36 protein-coding genes are annotated in these 21,382 nt (G+C 57.4%); 21 read left to right on the forward strand and 15 right to left on the reverse strand.

Annotated features, from left to right (window positions below):
- Positions 1-26: 26 nt before the first annotated feature.
- The 15 genes from ABIB54_RS02510 to ABIB54_RS02580 all read right to left on the reverse strand — a co-directional run bounded on the left by ABIB54_RS02510 (position 27) and on the right by ABIB54_RS02580 (position 8,441).
- On the reverse strand, positions 27-1,757 hold the full coding sequence (locus ABIB54_RS02510) for a hypothetical protein (RefSeq protein ID WP_354573934.1): 1,731 nt from the start codon (positions 1,755-1,757) through the stop codon (positions 27-29).
- Positions 1,754-2,284 carry a hypothetical protein gene (locus tag ABIB54_RS02515; RefSeq protein WP_354573935.1) on the reverse strand — a complete coding sequence of 177 codons (531 nt, stop codon included), beginning with the start codon at positions 2,282-2,284 and terminating at the stop codon, positions 1,754-1,756. Before ABIB54_RS02515 ends, ABIB54_RS02510 begins: the two co-directional genes overlap by 4 nt.
- A 160-nt stretch (positions 2,285-2,444) precedes the next feature.
- Positions 2,445-3,839, reverse strand: coding sequence for a DNA sulfur modification protein DndB (locus tag ABIB54_RS02520; protein WP_354573936.1), 1,395 nt, complete (start codon positions 3,837-3,839; stop codon positions 2,445-2,447).
- Between the two features lie 614 nt (positions 3,840-4,453).
- A complete protein-coding gene (locus tag ABIB54_RS02525; RefSeq protein WP_354573937.1) occupies positions 4,454-4,621 on the reverse strand; it encodes a hypothetical protein in 168 nt (55 codons plus the stop codon).
- A complete protein-coding gene (locus tag ABIB54_RS02530; RefSeq protein WP_354573938.1) occupies positions 4,618-4,878 on the reverse strand; it encodes a DUF3310 domain-containing protein in 261 nt (86 codons plus the stop codon). Before ABIB54_RS02530 ends, ABIB54_RS02525 begins: the two co-directional genes overlap by 4 nt.
- On the reverse strand, positions 4,824-5,342 hold the full coding sequence (locus ABIB54_RS02535) for an HNH endonuclease (RefSeq protein ID WP_354573939.1): 519 nt from the start codon (positions 5,340-5,342) through the stop codon (positions 4,824-4,826). The genes ABIB54_RS02530 and ABIB54_RS02535 overlap by 55 nt, the downstream gene beginning before the upstream one ends.
- On the reverse strand, positions 5,339-5,614 hold the full coding sequence (locus ABIB54_RS02540; RefSeq protein ID WP_354573940.1) for a hypothetical protein: 276 nt from the start codon (positions 5,612-5,614) through the stop codon (positions 5,339-5,341). The genes ABIB54_RS02535 and ABIB54_RS02540 overlap by 4 nt, the downstream gene beginning before the upstream one ends.
- Complete coding sequence (locus tag ABIB54_RS02545; protein ID WP_354573941.1) at positions 5,611-5,826, reverse strand: hypothetical protein; 216 nt, start codon at positions 5,824-5,826, stop codon at positions 5,611-5,613. The genes ABIB54_RS02540 and ABIB54_RS02545 overlap by 4 nt, the downstream gene beginning before the upstream one ends.
- On the reverse strand, positions 5,823-6,572 hold the full coding sequence (locus ABIB54_RS02550) for an exonuclease domain-containing protein (protein WP_354573942.1): 750 nt from the start codon (positions 6,570-6,572) through the stop codon (positions 5,823-5,825). Before ABIB54_RS02550 ends, ABIB54_RS02545 begins: the two co-directional genes overlap by 4 nt.
- Complete coding sequence (locus tag ABIB54_RS02555; RefSeq protein ID WP_354573943.1) at positions 6,569-7,060, reverse strand: HNH endonuclease; 492 nt, start codon at positions 7,058-7,060, stop codon at positions 6,569-6,571. Before ABIB54_RS02555 ends, ABIB54_RS02550 begins: the two co-directional genes overlap by 4 nt.
- The gene (locus ABIB54_RS02560; RefSeq protein WP_354573944.1) at positions 7,057-7,296 is read right to left on the reverse strand and encodes a hypothetical protein; all 240 of its coding nucleotides are present in this window, start codon (positions 7,294-7,296) and stop codon (positions 7,057-7,059) included. Before ABIB54_RS02560 ends, ABIB54_RS02555 begins: the two co-directional genes overlap by 4 nt.
- A gap of 116 nt (positions 7,297-7,412) precedes the next feature.
- Complete coding sequence (locus ABIB54_RS02565; RefSeq protein ID WP_354573945.1) at positions 7,413-7,655, reverse strand: hypothetical protein; 243 nt, start codon at positions 7,653-7,655, stop codon at positions 7,413-7,415.
- The gene (locus ABIB54_RS02570) at positions 7,652-7,894 is read right to left on the reverse strand and encodes a hypothetical protein (protein ID WP_354573946.1); all 243 of its coding nucleotides are present in this window, start codon (positions 7,892-7,894) and stop codon (positions 7,652-7,654) included. The genes ABIB54_RS02565 and ABIB54_RS02570 overlap by 4 nt, the downstream gene beginning before the upstream one ends.
- On the reverse strand, positions 7,876-8,067 hold the full coding sequence (locus ABIB54_RS02575) for a hypothetical protein (RefSeq protein WP_354573947.1): 192 nt from the start codon (positions 8,065-8,067) through the stop codon (positions 7,876-7,878). The genes ABIB54_RS02570 and ABIB54_RS02575 overlap by 19 nt, the downstream gene beginning before the upstream one ends.
- Positions 8,064-8,441 carry an Acb2/Tad1 domain-containing protein gene (locus tag ABIB54_RS02580; RefSeq protein ID WP_354573948.1) on the reverse strand — a complete coding sequence of 126 codons (378 nt, stop codon included), beginning with the start codon at positions 8,439-8,441 and terminating at the stop codon, positions 8,064-8,066. Before ABIB54_RS02580 ends, ABIB54_RS02575 begins: the two co-directional genes overlap by 4 nt.
- Positions 8,442-9,120: 679 nt before the next feature.
- On the opposite strand from ABIB54_RS02580, the gene ABIB54_RS02585 reads away from it, so the two are divergent.
- From ABIB54_RS02585 to ABIB54_RS02685, 21 genes are all read left to right on the forward strand, one after another.
- Complete coding sequence (locus ABIB54_RS02585) at positions 9,121-9,381, forward strand: hypothetical protein (RefSeq protein WP_354573949.1); 261 nt, start codon at positions 9,121-9,123, stop codon at positions 9,379-9,381.
- A gap of 202 nt (positions 9,382-9,583) precedes the next feature.
- Positions 9,584-10,102 (forward strand): hypothetical protein, encoded by a 519-nt coding sequence (locus ABIB54_RS02590; protein WP_354573950.1) that lies wholly within the window; start codon positions 9,584-9,586, stop codon positions 10,100-10,102.
- 126 nt (positions 10,103-10,228) lie between these two features.
- On the forward strand, positions 10,229-10,459 hold the full coding sequence (locus tag ABIB54_RS02595) for a hypothetical protein (protein ID WP_354573951.1): 231 nt from the start codon (positions 10,229-10,231) through the stop codon (positions 10,457-10,459).
- Between the two features lie 1,034 nt (positions 10,460-11,493).
- Positions 11,494-11,874 (forward strand): hypothetical protein, encoded by a 381-nt coding sequence (locus ABIB54_RS02600; RefSeq protein ID WP_354573952.1) that lies wholly within the window; start codon positions 11,494-11,496, stop codon positions 11,872-11,874.
- A complete protein-coding gene (locus tag ABIB54_RS02605; RefSeq protein WP_354573953.1) occupies positions 11,871-12,419 on the forward strand; it encodes a hypothetical protein in 549 nt (182 codons plus the stop codon). Before ABIB54_RS02600 ends, ABIB54_RS02605 begins: the two co-directional genes overlap by 4 nt.
- Before the next feature lie 4 nt (positions 12,420-12,423).
- Positions 12,424-12,732, forward strand: coding sequence for a hypothetical protein (locus ABIB54_RS02610; protein ID WP_354573954.1), 309 nt, complete (start codon positions 12,424-12,426; stop codon positions 12,730-12,732).
- 172 nt (positions 12,733-12,904) lie between these two features.
- Positions 12,905-13,339: a hypothetical protein gene (locus ABIB54_RS02615; RefSeq protein WP_354573955.1), complete on the forward strand. Its 435-nt coding sequence runs from the start codon at positions 12,905-12,907 to the stop codon at positions 13,337-13,339.
- On the forward strand, positions 13,336-14,088 hold the full coding sequence (locus ABIB54_RS02620; RefSeq protein WP_354573956.1) for an LAVTG motif-containing sortase-dependent surface protein: 753 nt from the start codon (positions 13,336-13,338) through the stop codon (positions 14,086-14,088). Before ABIB54_RS02615 ends, ABIB54_RS02620 begins: the two co-directional genes overlap by 4 nt.
- Complete coding sequence (locus ABIB54_RS02625) at positions 14,085-14,258, forward strand: hypothetical protein (RefSeq protein WP_354573957.1); 174 nt, start codon at positions 14,085-14,087, stop codon at positions 14,256-14,258. Before ABIB54_RS02620 ends, ABIB54_RS02625 begins: the two co-directional genes overlap by 4 nt.
- A 177-nt stretch (positions 14,259-14,435) precedes the next feature.
- A complete protein-coding gene (locus ABIB54_RS02630) occupies positions 14,436-15,023 on the forward strand; it encodes a hypothetical protein (protein ID WP_354573958.1) in 588 nt (195 codons plus the stop codon).
- Positions 15,024-15,201: 178 nt separating this feature from the next.
- Positions 15,202-15,675, forward strand: a complete 474-nt coding sequence (locus tag ABIB54_RS02635) for a hypothetical protein (RefSeq protein ID WP_354573959.1) — start codon at positions 15,202-15,204, stop codon at positions 15,673-15,675.
- Positions 15,672-15,866, forward strand: coding sequence for a hypothetical protein (locus ABIB54_RS02640; RefSeq protein WP_354573960.1), 195 nt, complete (start codon positions 15,672-15,674; stop codon positions 15,864-15,866). Before ABIB54_RS02635 ends, ABIB54_RS02640 begins: the two co-directional genes overlap by 4 nt.
- Positions 15,863-16,297 carry a hypothetical protein gene (locus ABIB54_RS02645; RefSeq protein ID WP_354573961.1) on the forward strand — a complete coding sequence of 145 codons (435 nt, stop codon included), beginning with the start codon at positions 15,863-15,865 and terminating at the stop codon, positions 16,295-16,297. Before ABIB54_RS02640 ends, ABIB54_RS02645 begins: the two co-directional genes overlap by 4 nt.
- Complete coding sequence (locus ABIB54_RS02650) at positions 16,294-16,632, forward strand: hypothetical protein (protein WP_354573962.1); 339 nt, start codon at positions 16,294-16,296, stop codon at positions 16,630-16,632. Before ABIB54_RS02645 ends, ABIB54_RS02650 begins: the two co-directional genes overlap by 4 nt.
- Entirely contained in the window at positions 16,629-16,928 is a 300-nt protein-coding gene (locus ABIB54_RS02655; protein WP_354573963.1) for a hypothetical protein, read from the forward strand. The genes ABIB54_RS02650 and ABIB54_RS02655 overlap by 4 nt, the downstream gene beginning before the upstream one ends.
- Positions 16,925-19,570, forward strand: coding sequence for an LAGLIDADG family homing endonuclease (locus tag ABIB54_RS02660; protein ID WP_354573964.1), 2,646 nt, complete (start codon positions 16,925-16,927; stop codon positions 19,568-19,570). Before ABIB54_RS02655 ends, ABIB54_RS02660 begins: the two co-directional genes overlap by 4 nt.
- 51 nt (positions 19,571-19,621) lie before the next feature.
- Positions 19,622-19,915: a hypothetical protein gene (locus ABIB54_RS02665; protein WP_354573965.1), complete on the forward strand. Its 294-nt coding sequence runs from the start codon at positions 19,622-19,624 to the stop codon at positions 19,913-19,915.
- Positions 19,915-20,328, forward strand: coding sequence for a hypothetical protein (locus ABIB54_RS02670; protein ID WP_354573966.1), 414 nt, complete (start codon positions 19,915-19,917; stop codon positions 20,326-20,328). The genes ABIB54_RS02665 and ABIB54_RS02670 overlap by 1 nt, the downstream gene beginning before the upstream one ends.
- On the forward strand, positions 20,325-20,468 hold the full coding sequence (locus tag ABIB54_RS02675) for a hypothetical protein (protein ID WP_354573967.1): 144 nt from the start codon (positions 20,325-20,327) through the stop codon (positions 20,466-20,468). The genes ABIB54_RS02670 and ABIB54_RS02675 overlap by 4 nt, the downstream gene beginning before the upstream one ends.
- Entirely contained in the window at positions 20,465-20,719 is a 255-nt protein-coding gene (locus tag ABIB54_RS02680; RefSeq protein ID WP_354573968.1) for a hypothetical protein, read from the forward strand. Before ABIB54_RS02675 ends, ABIB54_RS02680 begins: the two co-directional genes overlap by 4 nt.
- Positions 20,712-21,263: a hypothetical protein gene (locus tag ABIB54_RS02685; RefSeq protein ID WP_354573969.1), complete on the forward strand. Its 552-nt coding sequence runs from the start codon at positions 20,712-20,714 to the stop codon at positions 21,261-21,263. Before ABIB54_RS02680 ends, ABIB54_RS02685 begins: the two co-directional genes overlap by 8 nt.
- Positions 21,264-21,382: the final 119 nt, after the last annotated feature.

Here is a 21,382-nt window from a genome sequence, read left to right on the forward strand (position 1 = left end):
AGCAAACTGTCGGGAAACACCCAGACTTAGAACGGGTAAGGGTCCGTATAGCCACTGAGCATGAGTTCTTGCATGATTTGGTCGGGGGATTTGATTAGCAGTTGACCATCTTTCGGCCCATCCAAATGACGGAGGTCGGCACAGGCATACCATGCTGCGTCTGCTGCATCGGGGGATGAGACGCCCCTCTTTTTCATCGAGATCTTCGATTCAACTTTCATTGCATTATGGGGGTCGACGTATTCGATCAGAATGTCTTCCAACTGTTCGATCAACGTTGAGTCGCCCGTGTCGATGTCGACTAGGCCGTTACCGAAACGCTTCGCCATCTGTGCGAACTGGTAGGCGCGGTTATTGATCCACTGCCGGCCATCAGGAGATCCGGCGCCACCCTGCATCTCCACTACGCGATACTTGCCGCGACATAGGAACATGATGCCGTCAACGAGGCCAATACCAAGCCCACCAGAGTCAATTCGCACCTCTGACACGTTCAATGCAATCGCGTGCTGGTGAATCAGGGTTGCCTGACCGATGGTGAGCGTACCATCAGTCTCATAACGGTCGACCAGAGGAAGGCCACGATAGCTGTCAACGAGGCGTAGCTCGCCACCAGGGGTATCCGTCACATGCATAGGCTTGCCCGTTAGGTTGTCTAGCGTCCTCATAGAGCCAGTGGTGAAGCGATAAACGAAGCTGGTATCCCCGTATTTGGAGCGAGCTACGTCGACGCCGAGAACGGTTTTGGTTTCGCTGGATTCATAGTCAATGAAAACTTCGGCGTCCCGCGCTTTTCCGATCTCATAATCAGTGAAGAGGTTGTTGCCTGCGTCGTAGGCGAAATCGCCAAGCACGCGCACTTTATACCGTGCAGAATCTTCGCCATATTCCAAGCGCTTCTCTTCAACATACTCAGGGCCGGAAAGAGACTCGAGGGCAAGCTTCGACATGCCGAGACCATAGGGCTGGCCGACATGCTCTGCGCAGGAACATTTGCCGCCCCCATGAAAGTTTGGATTTTGGAGCACACTCATGTGATAAAGCGACCAGGCCCCGGAAGGGTCTTTGAAGATTGTCCCGAAACGTGAACGCGGGTTGCTAGGGTTTCCGATCAGAAGACGGCGACAGTTCACACCTGTTGAGATGTTCGCTAGGGCGTCGATCATTCCTTCACGGAGCCCGCCCGCCTCATCACCAATGCTGAGAAGGAAAGGCGAGTGGAGGCCCTGAAATGAATCCTCGTCTTTGCTATCCGGTGGCCGGCGCCCTACGGCGACCAGGGTGCCATCATCGAGTTTCCACTCATTCGCGCCATTGATGCTGCCCGGCAAGCGATGATCGGGCAGCGTTCCCGTGTCCTGTCCGTTGGCCTTTAGCCGCAAATACTCATCGTGGCGCTCCCCGCTAAGCTTGTGCCACCTCTTCATCTCCCTAAATAGAATTCCGCCTACCTGAGCCGCTGAAGGAGCGGTGGAGGCGACAAAAGCTTGGCCTAATGGGTGAACGTCAATCCAGAAGACGCCGAGCAGTGAAGCGATAGCCGACTTACCCGTGCCGTGACCAGCGCGGACTGCGATCGACTTTGTGGGACCAGAAACTACAGCATCGGCCACTTCCGACTGCTTGAGGGTGAGATTCAGCCCGAGGTGGTCGTGAATCCAAAGTGTTGGATCATAGAGGTAGCGGTCTTTGCGCGCGCTGTCTTCAAGTCCAATGAGCACTGCGGGTAAGAGGGAGGAAAGGTATCCTGCGCTCATGCCGTAACTCGACTCTCAATCTCCCGTACTGCATCCGGCATGGCCTGATGAAAGATTTCAAGCAGCTCAGCTTTACGCATCTCTGGGTAGCGCTTCTCGAGTTCAAGGAAAGACCGCTCGAGCGCAAGACTGATGCCGCTCAAAAGTAGCTGGCTCTGGGCGCGGCTAATCTGTGTCAACGCGCTTTGCAGGTCGAACTTGTTATCAGCTAGGCGCTTGTCGATGAGGGTCAAGACTTTGATGAGCTCACGCGTGTGGTCGATCGAGCCGTACTCCACCGCCTTGACGGTGAGAACGTCTTTCAGCTCCATGATCTCATCGGTGAGCAACATCCGCTGGTGCGCTTCACTCAGCCAGTCTCGGCCGTCCAATATCTCAAGGATGCGAACTGCGACCACTTCAGGCTTGATGACACCGTTTGTCAAGTCGCTGATTTCGTTCGGCGACTTGCCCGCTTTAGCCCCACGCAAAATCAGCCTGTCGAATGTCGACAGGCCTTTCTTACGGTCGTATTCGGGGGCCTCCATCCCATAACCGTACCTGAGCGTTCAGCAAACTCACAGGTTGGTTAGGGGGCAAAGAAAATCCCCCCGAGGCCTAAGCCGAGCGGGGGGATCAAAATTCTTCAACCGCAGTAAACGGCAATCTGCCTTACGGGTCGCATTCTCTTGGTCGGAGACTTAGAGCTTACTTCTTCGGCACCGTCAGCGCCAGAATCTCATCGACGATACGCATTTCCTCCTCAGACGATACTTCTTCGAGCTCAGGCTCGGGACGTGGGGCTGGTGGCCCTTCGAGGAAAGCGGGCTTGTCGAGTGCCCAAGCAACGAGCGTGTCCTTGAGTTGTTTCAAATCCTGGCGTCGACCGTGCGGTGAACCTGAGCCCACTGAGAACAGCCCAGCTGGGGCGTCGGCGATCCAGATGCTTTCCGCATAGACCGGCGCAATGACATGCGGCGCCAGTTTCACGAAAAACTCGCCGATCATCTCAGGCGTGTAAGCGTGCTCTGTCAGCAACTCGAAGAATGCCCCGCCAAGCACCCGGAAGAAAAGCACGCTACCCAACATGCTGTGGCGGCGTAAATCATCTGCGGTTGATTTTCCTAAAACAAGCTCCTGGAGTTGAGGGAATGAATCGAGCATGAGATCGAGAAAAACGATCGTGCGCGCGGCAAGCTCTTTTTCATCGAACTCAACTTCTTGCCGGCGCGACACTCGACCATCGAGCCCCACATTCACAGTACGGATCACTTCGGCCACATGCTTTGCACCCATGATGAACGGCGACCCGCGGCCCATACGGTCGCCTTCAGGGTCTACACGGTCTACAAGTAGCCGGTGCTCCATTGTCGCTTCACGCGCCCGGTGAACGACTTTGCGGCTATCGAAACGGGTTTTGACGGAGGCGGTGATCCCGAGCGCATTATCTGCGACATCGAAAAACATCTGTCGGTAGCTGGCGGGGTCTGCTTCGACATAGACGGCCGTGTGAATGATCTCGGTTTCCAGGCGTGTGCGCTCATGCTCGAGCTGCGCGATTGCTTTACGGATCTCTTTCTCGCTCGTACTGCCCGCTCCTTCGTTCCGGCGAGCTGTAGCCAGCGCACTCCGAGCCTTATCGATGTCGGCTGCGATCGCTTTCTCGGCCCGGAACATGCCGAGGATGCGGTGCTGGCCGTCGACGATATGCAGGTCGACGAGGGAGCGGCGCGGAATGGATAGGAAGCCGAACTGTAGCGGCCCGACTTCGTTCTGTACGTCGAGTTCAAACGGCGTGGGGGAGCGCAGCATCAGACTCGGACTCACCCAATCTTCCCGCTCACGCAGATACTTGCCGAACGAATCAGCGTGCGCTGGTCGAATGGCGCGGTTGCCAGGCGAAACCGTGTTGATATCCGGCTCCGTCACAATGGACGTGATCTGGCTTGGGCTCAAATCGAGCGAATAAACTGTCCGGCCACCCTGCTTATAGCGACTAGCGAACAGTGTCACATCAGTCGAATAGCCTGTCAGTTCGGGCGCAGGCGCGATGGTTTTCTCGGCTGCAGAAGTTTTTGCGGCGTTCATAATTTCTCTCATCATTCCAGGGACGAGTCTCGATAAGGCTGACTCACATATGGAACACTAGCGGCTAGTTCCATGCGAAAGCAACATCTTTCCCCGAAGGGGGGGGCAGACAAGTGTCGCTGGCTTGATCTAGTGTTTGTTGCAACAGTGCAAGTATTTGCAGCCATATAGTAGTCAAAAAGGATAACTAAATGATTGTCATGCCCGACATCGAGTTCGCTAGGACAATCTATTTCGCAGCAAACCATCTAGCACATATCAACTCACTTTTCTTGTGGACTGCAAGTGGTTTCTCAATAGAAGTAAATCGCCACGAATTCGTTTCCGAAGTCTGCCGAGAATTCGGGCTCATAGAAGTGAGCGAAGTCTCGCGTATTGCTGCTTAGCTCAACGCAAACAGCCCCGCTCCCTCAGTTGGAGGTGCGGGGCTGTGCGTTTACTGGGTGTTGGTAGTGACTAACCGTGGCTAGAGGTTGGGCTAAAACTGACCGGCGTGAGAATCAGCTTGCCGCTCTCGCCGAATGCAATCGTGTAATACGGGGAAGGCTCGATAGCGTTCCGCCGCACAGCGTTACCAATCGTCACTCGGCCTCGGGCATCTACCTTGAGGAGGCGTTCGTCGAGGACCATTACGCTACATCCTTATCGGCCGGGTGAAACGCGATCTCGGCCAGCCTGGTTTGCTGCCCGCGGGTTGCGATTGCGTTGATTGCTGCGTCACGCTCCGCTTCTGTGATGGAGCCGGAGGCCCATGCGTCGAGGATGCCAGCGATTTCTGTTGCGTTGTTAATGGTCATGCGGTTACCCTTTCAGCGGATGCTACGCGGTCTATTTCCCAGTTGAGGTACTGGCGGGCCTTTTGGAGATCCTGCAGCTCTGTGCCCTTGTAGGGGGCGCGGAGGACGTACTTTATGACATTGCCGCGGAGGAAAGTTTCGTGGCGCGTAATCTGGATTGCCTCGATTCCGCTTTTATGCGACGTATAGTGACTCGGATTACTCACGGGATTGCTAGCGATGTCGGTTCGTATGTTCCGAGAATCTTCTTTGCCCATTTGACGTGGTCCTTTACTCTGGCTCCCGCGGGGTGGCTTCTCGTCCACAACTCGAGATTTTCTGGATGATTGTTGGTCTTGTTTGCGTCGAGATGATGAACCTCTTCGCCCGGCAGGAGGTGGCGGCGCAAGACGCCCTCCATGACCAGGATGTGCTCACGAATCCTTCCTGAGCGAACATTCCGGCGCGGGTGATCGAGCGGGGCATCAACGAAGACATACCCGTCCTGATTCAGGACTTTTTCGGCCCGATGGGTCCTATTGCATCCGCAACTCGTAACTGCACCAGAACGAAGATTCCCCTGAAACGGGGTCGAGTTCTGACCGCAATCACACCTGCAAATCCACCTCGTATTTTTGTAGCGCCCCATTGGAGCACGCTCAATAGCTACAAGCATCCCGAACCGCTGCCCGGTGATGTCCTTTGCGTCTAACCTTTTTGCGCGCCCCGAATATGAACTCATGCTGCCGCTACGGTCTCCGGCACGCCCCAGTGGGCTACAGGTGTGCGGGGTGTGTCGGCATCTAGGACGGTGACGAGGGTATGGGGGCTGACGCGGACGGAGCGGGGTGTCTGGGACGGGGTGAGGTAGATCGTGATGAGCGACTCCTCATGGTCTTCCGTTTCCCAGCCGAGCAGGTACCCAGCGCTGCCTTTCACGAGGATACGGTCGTTCAGGTGCTCGAGGCCGAGGTCTTGGGCCTTGATGGTGGTGAGGCGGGTGGGGTTGGTCATGCGCTTGCTCCTGTCTCGGGGTTTGTCCAAAGAAGCCTGTTCGGACCTTCGCCAACGAGGGTGTTGTAGATGAAGTTCTCGCATATGGCGGCTGTCCTTTTAGCTTCGCTGTCGTTGCGGAACATGGCATGAGCGGGAAGCTTGATTGAGAAGATCTCATCACCAATCTGCAGCGCGAGTTTCATCAGCTCGAGCCCGTCGAACTCTGTCATGCGCTTGCTCGTGACTGGAGGGGCCACCCTGGATCGACGACAGCGTCTGGCTTGCCGCCTTTGCCGCGGAAATAGGCCTGCAGCGAAGCAGCTTGGCTGGCTTTCCATGAAATCTGCTGGCTATGGAGGGACCTCAGGTTACGGCCGGCGAGCGACGGGCTTGCCAAGATCTTCTGGATAATACGGCCGCTTGCTACTGCGTCGGCGCGGGCCTCGTGGGCTTCCTCAGCAGTTATCGGTACGCCGTAGTGCTTAGCGGTGTCGACCAGCTTGCGGGAGCCTTTGCGGTATTTGTTGACGCCCTTGTCGAGCACAAGGCCGTCGAGGACATCGATCTTCGTGAAGTCGAGCGGCGGATGGCCGGGTAGGTGCCGAGCGCGCTCTGATTCGAGCAAAGTGATGTCGTAAGACAGGTTGTAGCCCGCCAGCGGCACTTCACCAAACAAGCACTCTGTCTCGATAACCCAGAGAATCTGGCCGAGAGCATCTGGGATGTCGGTCCGCCCTTCTTTCTGGACACGCGCGGTCGTATACCCATGAATATCACTGGCGCCCGTAGGTATGTCGACGCCAGGATTGATGACCCAGTTCAGCTCCTGGCTGATTGTTCCATCACTTTCGAGCATTCCAAGGTAGAGGGTCACGATGCGATCGCTATAGACGTCGATACCCGTCGATTCGATATCGAACACGAGCATCCGCGGGGTGGCGTGAACGACCGCAGCATTGCGTATTGGCAGGCTCATGCGGAAACCTCGGTTTTTTGGCGCTTGCGCTCAAGGTAGCGAAGGTTTGCCTCACGCGAGCAGATCCGACACTTTCTGTGGATTCCACTTCTCGTACGCTCAATTTGGGTATTTTCAAAGGTGAACTCATGCATATTCTTGCAATGAGTCTTATTCGACATCACGTTTAGTCCATTCCGAATCGCGTCGAGATTGTTGTCGGTCTGGGTGCCCCATTCAAGATTTTCCAAGCGGAAATCGCTCGGGTCATCGTTCTTATGCCTAACTACGGGAAGGTCGGCCGGGTTGGGGATGAATGCAAGCCCAAGCGCCCTGTGCACCTGCACGAGCGTCGTCTTGCCATTGACCGAAACCCGCAGCGTGGGATACCCCTTCGCCAAATGCGTTTTCATGTCGACGATCGCACCATTACGGCGAATACGGCCGGTCCCAGTGATCGAATAGTGGCTCTCGAACCCGACCAGGGGAAACCATTCAGCCCCCATCATGCGGTGGGCTCCGTGCCGGCGTATTTGTCGTCGAGGAAGGAGCCGAGGAGGCGGTACGCCTCGGCAAGCTCGAGCAGGGTGTCGCCGTTGAAGAACATGCGGAAGACCGGGAAGTTGTCGATCTCGTCCGGCTCGAATTCGACGATCTCGAGGAGGTGGGTGGGGATCTGCTTCACGCCGAGGCGGTGGTGTTCGTGGGGGAGCGCGTGGTCGTGGTTGTCGTCGTAGTCGCTCATGGGTCAGCCCTCGTCGCTTCCGGCTAGGCGGGACAGGCCGTAGATGACCGTGAGGACGACGGCGGTGACGAAGGCTGCGACGACTACGACTACGGTGATGATTGCTAGGAGGAGGCTCACTTGCGGGCCGCCTTGCGGTTGGCACGGGCGGTGCGCTTGAGAGCGGCGATTGACCGGTGCTGGATTGCGATGGCCTCCTTGATGGTGAGTCCCTGCATCTCGAAGTGGCCGTCGTCGTCGCCCTTCATTTCGATCAGGATGTACGGGCTGAGGCCGATGAACCGTTGGGTGATCGTTTGCTCGTGGTAGGTTGCCTTGCTCAGGAGGTCGCCCTCGTCATCGTAGCCGTCGTAGGTCACTTGGTGACTTTCTTAGCCTGGCGCACGCGGGCATACTTCCGGTCGTCGAGATTGCCCCAGAGCAGGACTGCGCCGAATCCTAGGAGCACTAGCAGCGCGACAGCGATGCTGACTAGGGTCGGGGAGAGTACCAGCCACCATGACCAGGCGATGACCCCGGTCAGCTTGAGGACGACGAAGACGATCGTCAGGAGGGTTGCGCTACTGACGCCCGATGCCTTCACTTGCGGGCCTTCCATGTACCGATTTCGACGATTGCGAGATCGCGGGCCGTGACGGCGATGTAGTCCAACAAAGCCAATTCCTCGTCGGCCGTGGCTGGGAGCAACCATGCGCTTTTGAAGGTGGGCTTTTGGCCGTCTACGCTCACCGTTAGGCGGATCGTATTTTCGGCCGTCCCAGTGGTGCTCACTTGTGGCCTTCTGGGGCGAAGATGGCTCGGTTGGCGCGCATCAGCACGTCTTCGAGGGCGGTGAGGGCGAGGGCTTTGTTACGGCCGGCGGGGACGCGCCGCTCGATTGCGATTGCTAGTGCGACAGTGAATTCACGGAGTTGTGCGACGTCTATGCGCTGCTTGGGCGATGCGGGGGAGCCGGTAGTTGCGGTGAAGAAGCGAGCCTCTACCGATTCCCCGATGGCCGCGATGCTGCTTGCGGCGCGGGCGCTTGGGCTTGGGCTGGGCGGGAGCAGGTCGGCAAGTTCTTTGCCGAGGATGCCTTCGAGGCTTTCGGTGTCGTCGGGGCCTTCGATTTCCTCGGGGAGATATTCGGGACGGGTGTCTATCAAAGCGTTTCCTCCAAAACGGTTGGTGGTGCTGGGGTAGTCCCGGCCCCGCCTTGCGGATAGGCGCAAAGGTCGGGACCGGGCGTTCACCGGGGTTTATTCCGGCGTGAGATAAGTGTGGCACGGATGGGTTTGTGGGCAAAGCTTTGTGGCGGGTTTAGTGACTAATTTTTTTCGGGGGGTTCGTTTGGTGGGGAAGGTGGGTGGTCAAATGGGAAAAGGGTGTGGGTGTGGGCGCGGGGGCGGAGAAGCCCACATCGAGCCGAACCTGTCAAGCCGCCCATGATTTCTTTCAGCATATTCTCAGGTTGGCACTCTGGCACTCCCGACGCTCACCACTCGGCCCACTACCAGCGCATACTCAGCCAATCCTCAGGCACCACCCTACCCAGTCAACTCCCAGCATCCTCCCAGAATCGCCCCCTGGTCTACGCCCAGCCCACTCCCAGCCAGTATCCAGCCACCCTGCCCACCTGACACTCAGTCTCCACTCAGCCAGCACTCAGGTTGCCAGCTCGCAGCTACTGCCGGCCACAGCCCACGCACAGCCACCTATCAGCTAACCGTAAGGATAAAGTTTGCATATTAGTGGCTAATCGGCCCCATTAGTGACTCGCATACGGTAGTATTGAAGTATCAGGTAAGGGGAACTACCCCGGTAGACCTGGACGGAGCAGAGCACATGATGACACTTGCATTCGATGCAATCCATGCCGACACGCTACAGGCCATTCTGAGCCCCAAGGATTCGCTGATCACCCGTACGCAGGCGTGCGAGTTACTAAGCGCACCTGGTGGCGCACGCGCCCGCATGTATGGACTCATGTTCGAGGATGACCGCTATCAGATTGTCAGGATTGCCCATATCGACGCGCTCACCCCCGTCATTGTGGCCCAGTGGCTCAGTGGTACCACGGTTGCCGACCTTATCGGGCGCGCATGATGACCTATCGCACCCCCGTCATGCTGGCCCTGTGCGCCTTACTGGTCGCCACCTGCCACACACCGTGGCCTAGCGTGCCCCCAACGCCCCCAACGCCCGTACAGGCTATTGGGAGCCCCTACCCACCAGCACTGCCCCTTACGCCGTAAACGAGTCATGCCAGCTAGGCGCGACTAATCACTAAGGCACGATGAAAGATGGAATGATGAGTTCAATAATTGCCTACCCAATAACCCCCGATATGGGCACTCGAGAGGCCCTAAACGCCATGCTCTCGCACGTAGCCTACGAGTCGGATGGTATGGGTTACCGCGCCCCCACGGTCCTAGCGTCCAATTACAGGGCACTACTCCGAGACTATGCCCCGCTAGTGGTCGAGCACAGCACAGAGCATTGGGCACGCGTGCTAATCATCGCGCCCCACGTTGACCGCTCCGACATTCTCGCAGACCTCGCAGAGACCCTCATCAAGCTCTGCAATGACTACCCCCTGTATGACGAACAAGACTATTCGGAGCTGGAAGAGTCCCGACTCATCGAATTTATCGATGATGAGCGCGCCGATGAGACCGACCCCCCAGCCGCCGATATCGCCCGCGCGCTCTGGGAGTGTGACCTCCAAGCGATACATGAATCCGACGGGTCTGTCTATATCTCAGAGACAGACTTTCACGCCGCTATCGCTTACGCCCGTGCGACTGCCACCGCTGAAGCGAACTAGCCACTAACCCCGCTCGAGCTATCACAGCCCCTAGGCGCGCGATACAGGCGCACGGCTCACCCCCACCTAGGGGCACGACCTACGGCACTAGCCAAGGGCAGCACGACCCTAAAGAAGGATCAAGCCATGAGCACCTATATCCACACTCTTACAGCTCTGGAAACTGCTTGCGGCGTGACCCTCGAGCAGGTGGCAGAGATTCTGCCGAAAGTCCTGGTTATGAAAGACGGCGCCGTTATGCTGCCCCACGGTATCGGCCCTGCACTTGCTTCCAGTGTCGCACGCTGTGCCCTTGGCTCTCCTGCCCTGTATGTGGGCTGTAATACGCCTGGTTATCCCATTTACAGGAAAGCCTAAAAACCCGCTGAAGACCCCCTAGCGCGCGTAGGCGCCCCCCGTGCAAGTCGGGACTAGGGAACGCATAGCACCCCGCCATGCACGAGCACCACGACTAAACAGAAAGCACTCCAAACCATGTCTAGAATCAAGTCCCCAGAATCGCACGCAGCCTATCTCGAGCGCCGCCAGTCCGACAAGTCGGCAACCCTTACGCGCCACACGGCACGGCACACCAAGCGCGCCACGTTCGCAGCATTCGGCACCCCGGCCACCACTCACACCAAGGCCGCCCGATGAGCCCCGCGACAGCCAGCCAAGCCAGCCAAACAACCTGGCCTGAAGACGCCCTAACCCCAGAAGACCGTCGCGCCCTACGCATCGAACAAGTCGAACGTATCCACGCCTTACAGGATGCCCGCGAACGTTCCCAGCTAGCGCACCCGAGCGCCCGGGCCGCTAACACCCGCGCCACGGCCACGGCCACGGCAACCAGAACCAAACAAGCGCACACGGTAACCCGCACGCTTGCCGGCCTCGCAGCCCTAACCGTCATCGCGCTGGTAGCCCTCACGGTCATTCGCCTTGCGATAATCATCTTCGCTACCCGGTAGCGGGCGCCCACGAGCAACGCCCCCGAGCAATGCGCCAAACGCCCCCAAGCAACGCCCCCGCGCCCCCGTTGTAACATGCCCGAAACATTCGGCCAACAAAACCGTATAACCCCGCATAAGCTCAAAAAACGTGTTTTCAGCCGCCCCCCTCTCAACACGCTCTGTCTATAACAATACAATTATTAACTAATAAATAGGAATAAGTACGATACCCTCCAAACACGAAAAAACACCTTCCAGCAAACTCCCAGCTTCAATGATTCATTACCTCCCAAAAAACCCCGGCCACATTTAGCCACTAACTCGAAACTGTGTTACGCTATACATATATACAAAAGCGCATGTTTTAATAAGAACTTTTCGAACGTACTTGTATAAAGTTCCGCCTTCTCTATTCCGCCTCATACACAAACCCACATAACAGAACGGTAACGAGCCACCATGACGAACAACACAAACCGCGCCCCCGTTTCATCTGAAACCGATCAACGTGTAGCCGCTATGGCCGCCGACTTCGAGACCTACCTAGCAGAGCTCTACGCGATTGTAGATAGCGAAGACATCGACGAAGAGGCGCGCGAAGAAGCGCTAGAGACCATTGACGAATCTCACTATGGGGCAGACATCCAGCGGCATCTCATAATCACTCTTGCTGGCGGCGGACCTAGCCACTGGCTCGATGTCAAGCTGGATGATAACGGCGACGTGTCAGACGTGACCAGCATCGCAACGTGGGGTAATGGCCTAGTGAAGACTGAGCCGCACACCGATTCAGCCCTCTGGCGTTTTGCCGAGAATATCGCGCAGGAGGTCAGCGAATGAACGCCGCATACATTCACGAAACGCCTTTCGGGCGCGTAGCGGTCCGCGTGCGAGCTACAGGCGGCGCGTACATCGAACCAGCTCACGGGCTCGATTCTCGCGGGTTCCCTATCACGGGCTTTATCAACGGAAACGGGACGGCTGAGAGCCCTACGCTGGCCGTCATTACCGTAAACGGTCATCGCTACCATGCCGGGTTTACGCTCAAAGTGAATGCGAACTATGGGCACGTCAACTCCGAAACGGGCAAGCGGAACGAGCGCACGCACGTTCTACATGTGAGCAACTTCGAAGACTTTTCGAGTTCAGCACGGTTGAAACTGGCGGCACACTTTGAGGCGAATCTGAGCACCTACGCCACGCCTGAGAGAATCGCAGAAGCGCGCCTAGGAGATGCTAACGATGAGCTCCAGAAAGCCACCGAGGGCCTGGAGAAAGCTCAGGAGGCGTTGGTAAAAGCCGAAACCGCGGAACGGTTGGCAATCGCAGAAGCCGCGGCAGCCCTCGAATACGTCACCCGCGCAAACCACCAGATTGGACGCTAGAACCATGAACACCACCACGACAGACCAAACCCGCGACGACGCAACAACAATGCGAAACCGCCCGGACCTCGCGCCGTACATGCTGGCCGCGATCGCATGGGCACAAGCAAGCAAACAAGGTGCAGAATTCGACCTACAGACCGGGCTAATGCACGGCGACCCCCTGCCCGCACTAATCCCCGGCGACGGCCAAGCCAGCCCCGAAACCCTGGCCGCAGTCATGGAGATAACCGGCCGCGTTATCAGCCGCGAGCAATACCGGAACACGGCGCCCGCGTGCCGGGCCGTGCTCCGGCGCTGGGCGATTCAGTAGCCACTAAACAAAACAGGAGACAGGGAGACATGAAAACATTTAGGGCAGTTGTAATCATTCGATGCGAGACAATCGAACAGGCGGAAATCGTGCTTGCCGAGCGACTGGCATATTACGAAGACTATGGATTCGATTACACCGTGACCGAAAACGGAGCGCGGGAGATGGGGGCATGACGACCACGGAGCCCTACACCCGCACTAAGTCGGGAGCCTGGACCGCCGAGAGCAAAAGGCGCATAGAGGCAGAGCGCGCAGAGCAGCGCGTCAAGCAGCATGAGCAGTACAAGCAAGCAACGGCCACCCGCGAAGCCCTCGAAGCCTTAGAGGAAGCAACCGAGTTTTTCGAGGGAGTGGCGAACGAATACAACCTCAAAACCGCGCAAACAGAGCGCGAAGAGCGGCTAACCGAAGAGGCCCTAAACCAAGGCCGCGAAGAGGGCAAGCGCGACACACTGGACGACTACGAGAGCGAAGAGGGGGGATGGATTGAGCACTATATCCACCGGATCAAGTACGCGGGCCTAGACACCAACCTAACGGCGCTCGAAGTGCTAGAGCTCATCCGCGACCGCATAAGCCAAATACAAACAAAGGGGACCTATTGAACAAAAAGACCACAGCCGCCGCACTGATCGCCGGGGCAGTTTTCGCCTTGGCTGGGGCCAGTGCAGCGAATGCAGCCGAAACAACGCCGAGCGCAATAGCCCAGACCTGTGCAGCCGGCACGGTTAGCGCAACTTGGAATGGCGGCGGATCTTTCACGGCACACACCAGCGACAAGAATCCCGCGGGGTGCGGAGTGTGGCTTAGCAGCTATTCTTTCGACACTGCGCAGCCGACCAGCGCAGCCGACCACCACCACGCACAGACGGCGAAAGAGTGGACGTGGGCGATTCTCACAAACACGGCGCAGACTTTCACGATCGCGCTGCCTGCGTGCGGGACATATCAGGCGGACATGTACTACGGCGCGCAGCCAGCGCTGAAGTTGCCAGACGGGGAGCTAGGGGGCGCCTATATCGCCGGTAACGTGGTGATGCGCGACGCCTGCCCGCCGCCTGTCGTCGTTCCCGACCCGACCCCGACGCCGACCCCGACGACCCCCGCGCCGACGCCGACCCCCACAACGCCGGTACAGCTGCCCGTAACAGTAACTCCGGCGCCAATACCCGCGGCAGCCGTAACGCCGCCCAGCGCGGCACCTGTGGCCGATGCGGGCAAGAAGCTGGCCTACACGGGCGGCCCGGTCGCTTGGGGTTTGCTTTGGTTCGGAATTCCAGCCGTAGCCCTCGGCGCGGCGTTGATGTTCCGCAGCCGTCGCAACGCACGCAACGCAAAGAAGGCCGGCGCATGAGCAACGCAGCACGTAAAGCGCGCAAAAAATCGGGAAAGCCGATCGACACAACGAAACAGGCAGCCCGCCGCGACGCCGGCGCGACACCGCAGCCCGCCAAAATCAGCCGCGCCACCCGAGCGCGCATGGATGCAATGATGCTCGAAATAGTAAAAGGAATGAGCGCATGATTCTGCTAGCACTTGTCCCGCTCCTTCCAGCCGCAGCCCTTATGGCGACCCTCGCAATCCGCGAAGGAAACCGAACAAACAAAGAAAGCGAGTCTTCCGCTTGATGCTCATTCTCCCTTTAGCTGGCATGTTTCTTGCTGTCGGTCTCGGTCATATCCTTTTTGAAAGGCCTAAAGCATGAAAATCTCACCTAAACAAGAGCTCCACATCCGAAACGTGCGAGCCGCCGCGATCGCCTGGCGAACGGCTAAAGCAGATGCGTTGATGCGCGCCCGACAGCTCGCAGAGCGGGAAGTGGCGGATTACCTTCTGGCGATGGACCGCGAGGTCCGCCTGGCGAATGATGCCGGCGTGCCATCCAGCCGGATTTATCGGGAAGGTCTGGGCACGAAGAATCCCCACTCCTTCTATGAGTCGATGAAACGCACGGCGCACACAGACGAGGGACCGCTGGCACGCCGCGAGAATGACCCGAACGCCGGGCGCTATGCCTGGAACGAGCAGAAGCGGCTGGTTGTCACGTTGACCGGCTCGGCATGGGATTCAGCAACCGACGAGCTCGATTGGGACGCAGGTCAAGCGCTTGAGGCTGGGCTGAATATGGCCGTGTTTGACTGGGACGGCTCGACACTTGTTCCAAGCATCGCGCCGGAAATCCCCGACAATTTAGATTGGCTTCAGCGGTTCGGAAACCGTCATCCCGTGATAGTCTGGATGCAGTTAGCCACTAATGCGGAGGAAGCATTAGCGTGGGCCTCGCAGTAACGCTAGGCGCAGCAGTAGGTAAGGCTTACCTGCCAGGCGAAGGCATAATGACTGTTTTTGCTAGTGACCGACCGGACAGATTCACAGTCCAAGCCGACCGTTCAGGCCGGCGCTATTGGATGCACAGAGACACAATCAAATGGCGCACAATCGCCCCAAAGAATCAGGAGATCAACGCATGACAATCAGGACAGACGCAATCCGCAAGGTGCTCGACCTCATGGACGCAAACCCCGGCGTGCTTCAAGAAGCCGTGGAATCGGAATACGGCTTTCAGAGCAAGACGGCGAGTATCGGCTTCCATGACCGCGGCCTCGACATTCATCTGCCGAGCGCATGGACCGATGAGAACCGCGCGGCCCAGAAGATTCTGGTGCGCCAGATCATCCGGGCGTTCGGCGGAACGTGGAAGAAGCAGGATAGCGGTAGCACCATGTATTTCCGGCGCGAGGGCATCTTCGGCTACTTCGAGGCCACCATCTACGCCGACCGCGCCGCAGTCTGTGAGCGCGTAGTCACCGGCACGAAGACTGTCGAGCACGCCCGCGTCGAAGCCGTGAAAGCATACAAAGAAACCGTTGATGTGGTCAAGTGGGAATGCAAGTCGCTCCTGGCCGATGAGCCTGCCAAGAAAGAGCTGGTGAACGCATGAGCGGCGCGGTGAACATCGTATTCGCAAACATCGAAGGCACCCCCGATTACACCTTCGTTGAGACCGAGTACGACGACGGACGCGGTCTCGGGATCGGAAAGTGGGTCGATTGCCCGAATGGACTGGTCGCAATTCGGATCACTCAGGCCGACTTTGAGGCCGCCCTGGCGCGAGAGCTGGTGAACGCATGAGCTACGACGCCTGGCTCGAAGGCCCATACCAGGCCGAAGAGTCCCGCGAAGAAATCCAAGATGCCGTGGACACCTTCAACAAGTACAGCGATCTTGTCACCGAATTCGACCTCGAGGCCGACCTCACGTTCACGCGCGGCACGTACACCATCACTGTGTACCAGGGGCAGGACGAAGACCAGCGCGCGATCATCGAATTCGATGAGTCACTAAATACGTTCGATGAGTGGGTAACACTGCTCGGCGAACAGGACTGGGACGATGTGACCGCCGAGCTTGACCGGGCAGCCGATGAGCACTCCGAACATGTCGCGCGGCGTGCGTTCAATGCGATGAAGAACTACCTTGTCGCCTCCACCCGCTACGACGACGAGGCTTACGAGCCCGGAAGCGCCAAGAGAACCGACTACCGAGAGAAGGCCACCGCATGACCGACAACGAAAACCCCCTCGACAAGCTCGCCATCATCCCGCCGCACAAGTGGCCGCAGAGCGCCACCCCCGATGACCGGCTGTACTCACTCGAGACTGGCCCGCGCACAGAGCTCGAATGGGATGAGGCAGAACAGGCGATCGTCGAGCGCGACCTCACGCTCCCGAACCCGGCGACCGGCTTTTCGGGCTTCGACCGGCCCGACTACCCCCGCCAGACGGGCACCTACACCGAGATCCAGAAGGAGGCCGCACGCTTGAACAACGCCCAGAAGATTTCCGGCGAAGTGCTCTATGTCTTCTTCCCGCATCCCGTGCAGAAGTTGGCCGCATGAGTGCCGCAGGAGACGACGCCGCGCAGATCGCCGCGAGCATCGACATCGGAATCTGGGCCGAGCAGGACTGGGATGGGCCTTCCATCAAGCCCGGCAAGCTGACCGACGACGAGGTGCAATGGCTGGGTGCATGGCTCGCGGGCGAGAGCTTTGGTAAGGTCCCCGCAAAACATCGCAGTGAAACTGCCTGCCGCGACGCCATCCGCGTCGTGCTCCGCAACCACGGCGTGCTTGTAGGCGTCCGTGATGAGTGGGCCAACGAACTCATTCGCGCTCTCGCGGTTGCTGCTAAATGACCACCGAAAAGATCCTCCCCAACCAGGGCACCGATGAGCGCGGCTGGATCTCTAATGAGCAGGAAGCGGCGATTGTTCGCGCCTGCTGGGAGATGCATTCCGATAACCCAGCCGCTACGCACAGTGTCGTAAACGGGTCCAATATGGATACCGGGAAGCTCGGGGCTTATTCGGAGTTGATTCTGACTCCGAAAGGTTGGACGACCTATGAGAAGATTCAGACCGGCGACTTCACTGTCGGATCAGATGGATTGCCGACCCTTGTAGAAGCCACCTTTGAGCAGGGCTTACGCTCCATTTACCGAGTCACGTTCAGCGACGGCAGCTTCACGGATGTCGGGGCTGAGCACCTCTGGAGCGTCAACACTCCGACGCGGAAGGCAACCGGCAAGCCTTACCGCACGCTGACTACGCAGCAGATCCAGGAGGAAGGGCTGACCTATGCGAATGGCAATCGGAAGCACTTCATTCCGATGGTGCAACCAGTCGAGTTTGAGCAGCGTGGAGAAATCACCCTCGACCCGTACACAGTTGGCGCGCTTCTCGGTGATGGAAGCCTCGGAGTAAAAGGCGGCACAACTATCACCACTGACAAAGAGATTGCCGAAGCAATGTTTTTGCCCGTTGGAGCATCCATCCGCCAGCTTGACACTGGAGGCAAGTACAAGGCCGACTACGTTGGTGCCTACTCGCTCAGCGGTATGAAGTGCTATCTCAAAGAGCTTGGAATGTGCGAATTGAGCGCTGACAAGCATGTGCCAGACGAATACCTCTGGACATCGGCCGCGAACCGCGTCGCAGTGCTTCAAGGGCTTCTCGATACCGATGGAACGCCAGCGAACGCTGAGCAGAAATCGAGCGGCATTGAGTATGGCACGGTTTCAAAACAACTCGCGGAGGACGTTCAATTTCTTGTACGTTCGCTCGGTGGGGTGGCCTCAATTCGCTGTGTTGAAGAGCCGGGGTATACCTACAATGGCGAGAAGCTAATTGGGCAGCCTTTCTATCGCATGTACCTGGCGCTGCCGCATGGTGTCCCCCCGTTCCGTCTCGGACGGAAAGCAGCACGCGCTACTGCGCCAACGAAATACGCTCCTACTCGCTCAATTGAGTCGATCGAATTCGACCGGGTTGAGCTTGCAAAATGTATCCGGGTTGCAGCATCAGATCATCTCTATGTGACCCGCGATTTCATCGTCACGCACAATACGCTTCAGGCAACTGAAGTTGTTGTGCGAATGGGTTTCGAGCGTGTTCTTTACATCGGAATCAAAGACACATACCACCAGTGGGCCGACCGCCTTAGCGCACAATCTGATGGAGCCCTCGAACTCCGCCGGATTGATGCCACGAAAGCAGGAAGGCTCGCCTGGGATGACGCCTATGCGGGCAAGCCTGGACAGTATTTTGTCGGCGCGCAATTCCTTACGGCACAAGACTGGACCGCTCGACAGATTATGGATACCAACGGGCATAAGTTGTGGAAAGAAGATGAAAACGGCGAGCGGATTCTGCGCCATGGCGAGCCGGTGCCTGTAACCGAGCAGCACCACCTACAAATTTTCAAGCGTGCGCGCATTCAAGCGCATCCGTTCGATCTCGTCATTTTTGACGAAGTGCATGTGGTTTCTAACCGGAAAAGTGTCGGTCGGAAAACGCTGGTAACGATTCCTACGCATAACAAACTCGCCATGTCGGGCACCTGGTGGGCAAACAAGTTTGAAGGGGCTTGGTCAATTACAAAATGGGTTTGGCCCGAGCTCATCGACTCAAGCTTTCAGCGTTGGTCGGAAATGTGGTGCTCAAGCGAGCCCGTACTGAAGGCCGGAGGAGAACAGATGGTTTCTGCCCGCGGTCGGGACATTATCAAACTGAAAGGCGAGCGTAACCCCGGCGAGTTTGTCAAAAGCCTTCCCTGCTATATCCGTCTTGATGGGGAGCTGGAAGTACCTGAGCCTGAGATTGTCTACGTCGACCTCCTTCCTGAGCAGCGCGCAGACTACGAAGATCTCGAGCGGGACATGATGGTATGGCTGGAGACGCCGGCTGGGCAACGCGCCACCCTGATCGCGGACCTTCCGATAACGCTCCGCACTCGGCTTCGCACGGCAACGCTTGGCGTAATGTCACTAGACGACGAAACTGGGCAGGTCTTTTTTGCAGATGACACCCGCAGCACCAAGTTGCACGCACTGCGCGGCATCGTAGATCGTGAAGACTGGCGCGGTCAGCAGGTAGGGATTTACTGCGATAGTAAGCAATTCGTGAAAGTTACAGTAAAGCGAATGCGGGCAATGGGCTATGACGCAGTTGAGTGGAGCGGTGACGTGAGCTCGAAAGCGCGTGAAGAGATCAAGCGAAAGTTTCTTGCCGGCGAGATCCAATATCTTGTCTCGGTCATCGCATCTTTTTCAACGGGTCTCGACCTCTTTCAGACAGTATGTGGTCGTGTCTGCTGGTTAAATGAAAGCGACGACAATTCGAGAAACCAGCAAGCGATCAAGCGCTACTTCCGTTCAGGCCGTAAAGAGGGTTTCCAGCACCTGAAGATTGTTGCTCGGGAGTCCTACGATGAAGGAATCTTGTCGCGGAATGTTATGGGTACGCTGGCAATGCACGCGAGTTTGACCGTCGCCGCCTGATAGGATTTAGTCACTAACCAACAAACCACAAACCAAAATGGAGGATCACGCATGAGCGTAAAAATCAACATCAACATCGCAGACGGAGCGGCCCAGCGCTATCTGGAAATCAACCGGATCAACCCGGAGCAGGTGAAGATGGACGGCCCGCACCGATCGCTCGATGATATCGCCAACTATGAAGTCATCGTCACTGGCGGGCGCGGCCCATACCCGTCTCGCGCCACGTTCTTCCACCGCTATGGCGATTCGGAGATACAACTGTTTGGCGAAGCCGTTCAGGCGCTCATCGGCCGCATCCCTGAGCGCTCTGTGCCCCTCGAGAAGAATGAGGTGGCGCTCTAATGGGCATGTATACCGAGATCAACTTCCGCGCTGAGATGGTCCCGGAGTGGGCCAATGATCCGAAGGTGGGAATGGCCTTCACGGCGCTGCGCGAGGGGTCGGGCTATGGCACCCCGCGCGAGATTCTGCCCGAGCATGAGTTCTTTGACTGCGATCGCTGGGCGAGTGTCGCATCGTGCGGGAGCTACTACTTCCCGCTCGGGAATCACAACGAGTGGGTGCATGACTACCAAGGTGGCTACTACTGGTCTTTTCGCGCAAACCTGAAGAACTACGACGACGAGATCAACAAGTTCTTCGACTGGGTCGATCCGTATATCCGCGAAGGTGAGGGCACGTTCCTCGGCTATTCGCTCTATGAACAGGGCAATCAGCCCATCCATTTCTTCAAGAAAGGAGAGAGCCGCAAGTGACCCTCTGGACCAACAACGGCACCCCTAACCCGCCCGACTGGTGGGCAGACGTAACCCGCGACGCACGGCTGAGGTTTGAAGCCAAGATCGCGCACACGCTGAAAACGATTCAGCCATACCAAGAGGAGGATGCAGCATGATCGACGTAACACGAGTCATTTACGTCAACGGAAAAATCACGGAGCACCTGCGAAAGCAGATTCTAGAAGAATCAAACTTCCGGAAACCTTCTGTCACGTTGATTCTTCAAGAGGCAACACCGGGAATTCGGCATCGAGTGATTGCATTCGGTGTTCGCCCCCTGTTCGCTTGTGACTACGTGTTCTTGCCTGAGTCAGATAAGCCTTCTGTAGAACTCTGGGCTGCGATTGATTGGGCGCTCGATGGCTAGCGAATTCGACGGGTTCGTTGAAGAGCTCGCGGAAGCGATGCGGGAGCGGGGGCGGGGATGGGCAAGAACCTCATATCAAAACAATCGTCTCTTTCGCATTGCAAGTGCGTCTGATTATGTACGAGACAACCCCATCACGACACGGGAACGTCGAAAGGTTTATTACGACCGAGGAAAGGCAAAACTCAGCCTTTTGGCAAGATCACGATATCGAAGTAATCCGTCGCCGTATTTAGAAAGAGCAGCAGTCCACAGAAGAGAGCATCCTGACAAAGTCATTGCTTATCGAGTTGCATATTTCGCAAAAAACAAAGAAAGAATCCGTGCGAAAAATCGGGCCAATTGGAGACTTACATACGTCCATAAGGGTCGGCCCGCTGGCGAGTCGCACGTCGAAGCAAAGCTGACTGAGTTGGCTGTAATTGATATCCGATTGCGCGCAGCAAAGGGTGAGCCACGGTTGACCCTGATGAAGGAGTATGAAGTGAGTAAGACCTTGATTGGAAACATTATTCGCCGCACGGCTTGGAAACACGTTGCCTAAGCCACCCATCCCACCTCGCACCATCACAATCCGCCCGAGCGCCACCGACCCGATACGCATCACCCTGACGCAGATCGAAGGCGCTACATTCAGTTTGAAACTAACCAAGGAGGAAACAA

This window comes from Frigoribacterium sp. UYMn621 (assembly GCF_040549525.1).
Classification (GTDB): domain Bacteria; phylum Actinomycetota; class Actinomycetes; order Actinomycetales; family Microbacteriaceae; genus Lacisediminihabitans.

Bases quoted from the DNA above. Each gene is read 5' to 3' on its own strand.
- ABIB54_RS02510 (WP_354573934.1), bottom strand. From the start codon at position 1,757: ATGAGCGCAGGATACCTTTCCTCCCTCTTACCCGCAGTGCTCATTGGA.
- ABIB54_RS02515 (WP_354573935.1), bottom strand. From the start codon at position 2,284: ATGGAGGCCCCCGAATACGACCGTAAGAAAGGCCTGTCGACATTCGAC.
- ABIB54_RS02520 (WP_354573936.1), bottom strand. From the start codon at position 3,839: ATGATGAGAGAAATTATGAACGCCGCAAAAACTTCTGCAGCCGAGAAA.
- ABIB54_RS02525 (WP_354573937.1), bottom strand. From the start codon at position 4,621: ATGACCATTAACAACGCAACAGAAATCGCTGGCATCCTCGACGCATGG.
- ABIB54_RS02530 (WP_354573938.1), bottom strand. From the start codon at position 4,878: ATGGGCAAAGAAGATTCTCGGAACATACGAACCGACATCGCTAGCAAT.
- ABIB54_RS02535 (WP_354573939.1), bottom strand. From the start codon at position 5,342: ATGAGTTCATATTCGGGGCGCGCAAAAAGGTTAGACGCAAAGGACATC.
- ABIB54_RS02540 (WP_354573940.1), bottom strand. From the start codon at position 5,614: ATGACCAACCCCACCCGCCTCACCACCATCAAGGCCCAAGACCTCGGC.
- ABIB54_RS02545 (WP_354573941.1), bottom strand. From the start codon at position 5,826: ATGACAGAGTTCGACGGGCTCGAGCTGATGAAACTCGCGCTGCAGATT.
- ABIB54_RS02550 (WP_354573942.1), bottom strand. From the start codon at position 6,572: ATGAGCCTGCCAATACGCAATGCTGCGGTCGTTCACGCCACCCCGCGG.
- ABIB54_RS02555 (WP_354573943.1), bottom strand. From the start codon at position 7,060: ATGATGGGGGCTGAATGGTTTCCCCTGGTCGGGTTCGAGAGCCACTAT.
- ABIB54_RS02560 (WP_354573944.1), bottom strand. From the start codon at position 7,296: ATGAGCGACTACGACGACAACCACGACCACGCGCTCCCCCACGAACAC.
- ABIB54_RS02570 (WP_354573946.1), bottom strand. From the start codon at position 7,894: ATGGAAGGCCCGCAAGTGAAGGCATCGGGCGTCAGTAGCGCAACCCTC.
- ABIB54_RS02585 (WP_354573949.1), top strand. From the start codon at position 9,121: ATGATGACACTTGCATTCGATGCAATCCATGCCGACACGCTACAGGCC.
- ABIB54_RS02590 (WP_354573950.1), top strand. From the start codon at position 9,584: ATGATGAGTTCAATAATTGCCTACCCAATAACCCCCGATATGGGCACT.
- ABIB54_RS02595 (WP_354573951.1), top strand. From the start codon at position 10,229: ATGAGCACCTATATCCACACTCTTACAGCTCTGGAAACTGCTTGCGGC.
- ABIB54_RS02600 (WP_354573952.1), top strand. From the start codon at position 11,494: ATGACGAACAACACAAACCGCGCCCCCGTTTCATCTGAAACCGATCAA.
- ABIB54_RS02605 (WP_354573953.1), top strand. From the start codon at position 11,871: ATGAACGCCGCATACATTCACGAAACGCCTTTCGGGCGCGTAGCGGTC.
- ABIB54_RS02610 (WP_354573954.1), top strand. From the start codon at position 12,424: ATGAACACCACCACGACAGACCAAACCCGCGACGACGCAACAACAATG.
- ABIB54_RS02615 (WP_354573955.1), top strand. From the start codon at position 12,905: ATGACGACCACGGAGCCCTACACCCGCACTAAGTCGGGAGCCTGGACC.
- ABIB54_RS02625 (WP_354573957.1), top strand. From the start codon at position 14,085: ATGAGCAACGCAGCACGTAAAGCGCGCAAAAAATCGGGAAAGCCGATC.
- ABIB54_RS02630 (WP_354573958.1), top strand. From the start codon at position 14,436: ATGAAAATCTCACCTAAACAAGAGCTCCACATCCGAAACGTGCGAGCC.
- ABIB54_RS02635 (WP_354573959.1), top strand. From the start codon at position 15,202: ATGACAATCAGGACAGACGCAATCCGCAAGGTGCTCGACCTCATGGAC.
- ABIB54_RS02640 (WP_354573960.1), top strand. From the start codon at position 15,672: ATGAGCGGCGCGGTGAACATCGTATTCGCAAACATCGAAGGCACCCCC.
- ABIB54_RS02645 (WP_354573961.1), top strand. From the start codon at position 15,863: ATGAGCTACGACGCCTGGCTCGAAGGCCCATACCAGGCCGAAGAGTCC.
- ABIB54_RS02650 (WP_354573962.1), top strand. From the start codon at position 16,294: ATGACCGACAACGAAAACCCCCTCGACAAGCTCGCCATCATCCCGCCG.
- ABIB54_RS02655 (WP_354573963.1), top strand. From the start codon at position 16,629: ATGAGTGCCGCAGGAGACGACGCCGCGCAGATCGCCGCGAGCATCGAC.
- ABIB54_RS02660 (WP_354573964.1), top strand. From the start codon at position 16,925: ATGACCACCGAAAAGATCCTCCCCAACCAGGGCACCGATGAGCGCGGC.
- ABIB54_RS02665 (WP_354573965.1), top strand. From the start codon at position 19,622: ATGAGCGTAAAAATCAACATCAACATCGCAGACGGAGCGGCCCAGCGC.
- ABIB54_RS02670 (WP_354573966.1), top strand. From the start codon at position 19,915: ATGGGCATGTATACCGAGATCAACTTCCGCGCTGAGATGGTCCCGGAG.
- ABIB54_RS02680 (WP_354573968.1), top strand. From the start codon at position 20,465: ATGATCGACGTAACACGAGTCATTTACGTCAACGGAAAAATCACGGAG.
- ABIB54_RS02685 (WP_354573969.1), top strand. From the start codon at position 20,712: ATGGCTAGCGAATTCGACGGGTTCGTTGAAGAGCTCGCGGAAGCGATG.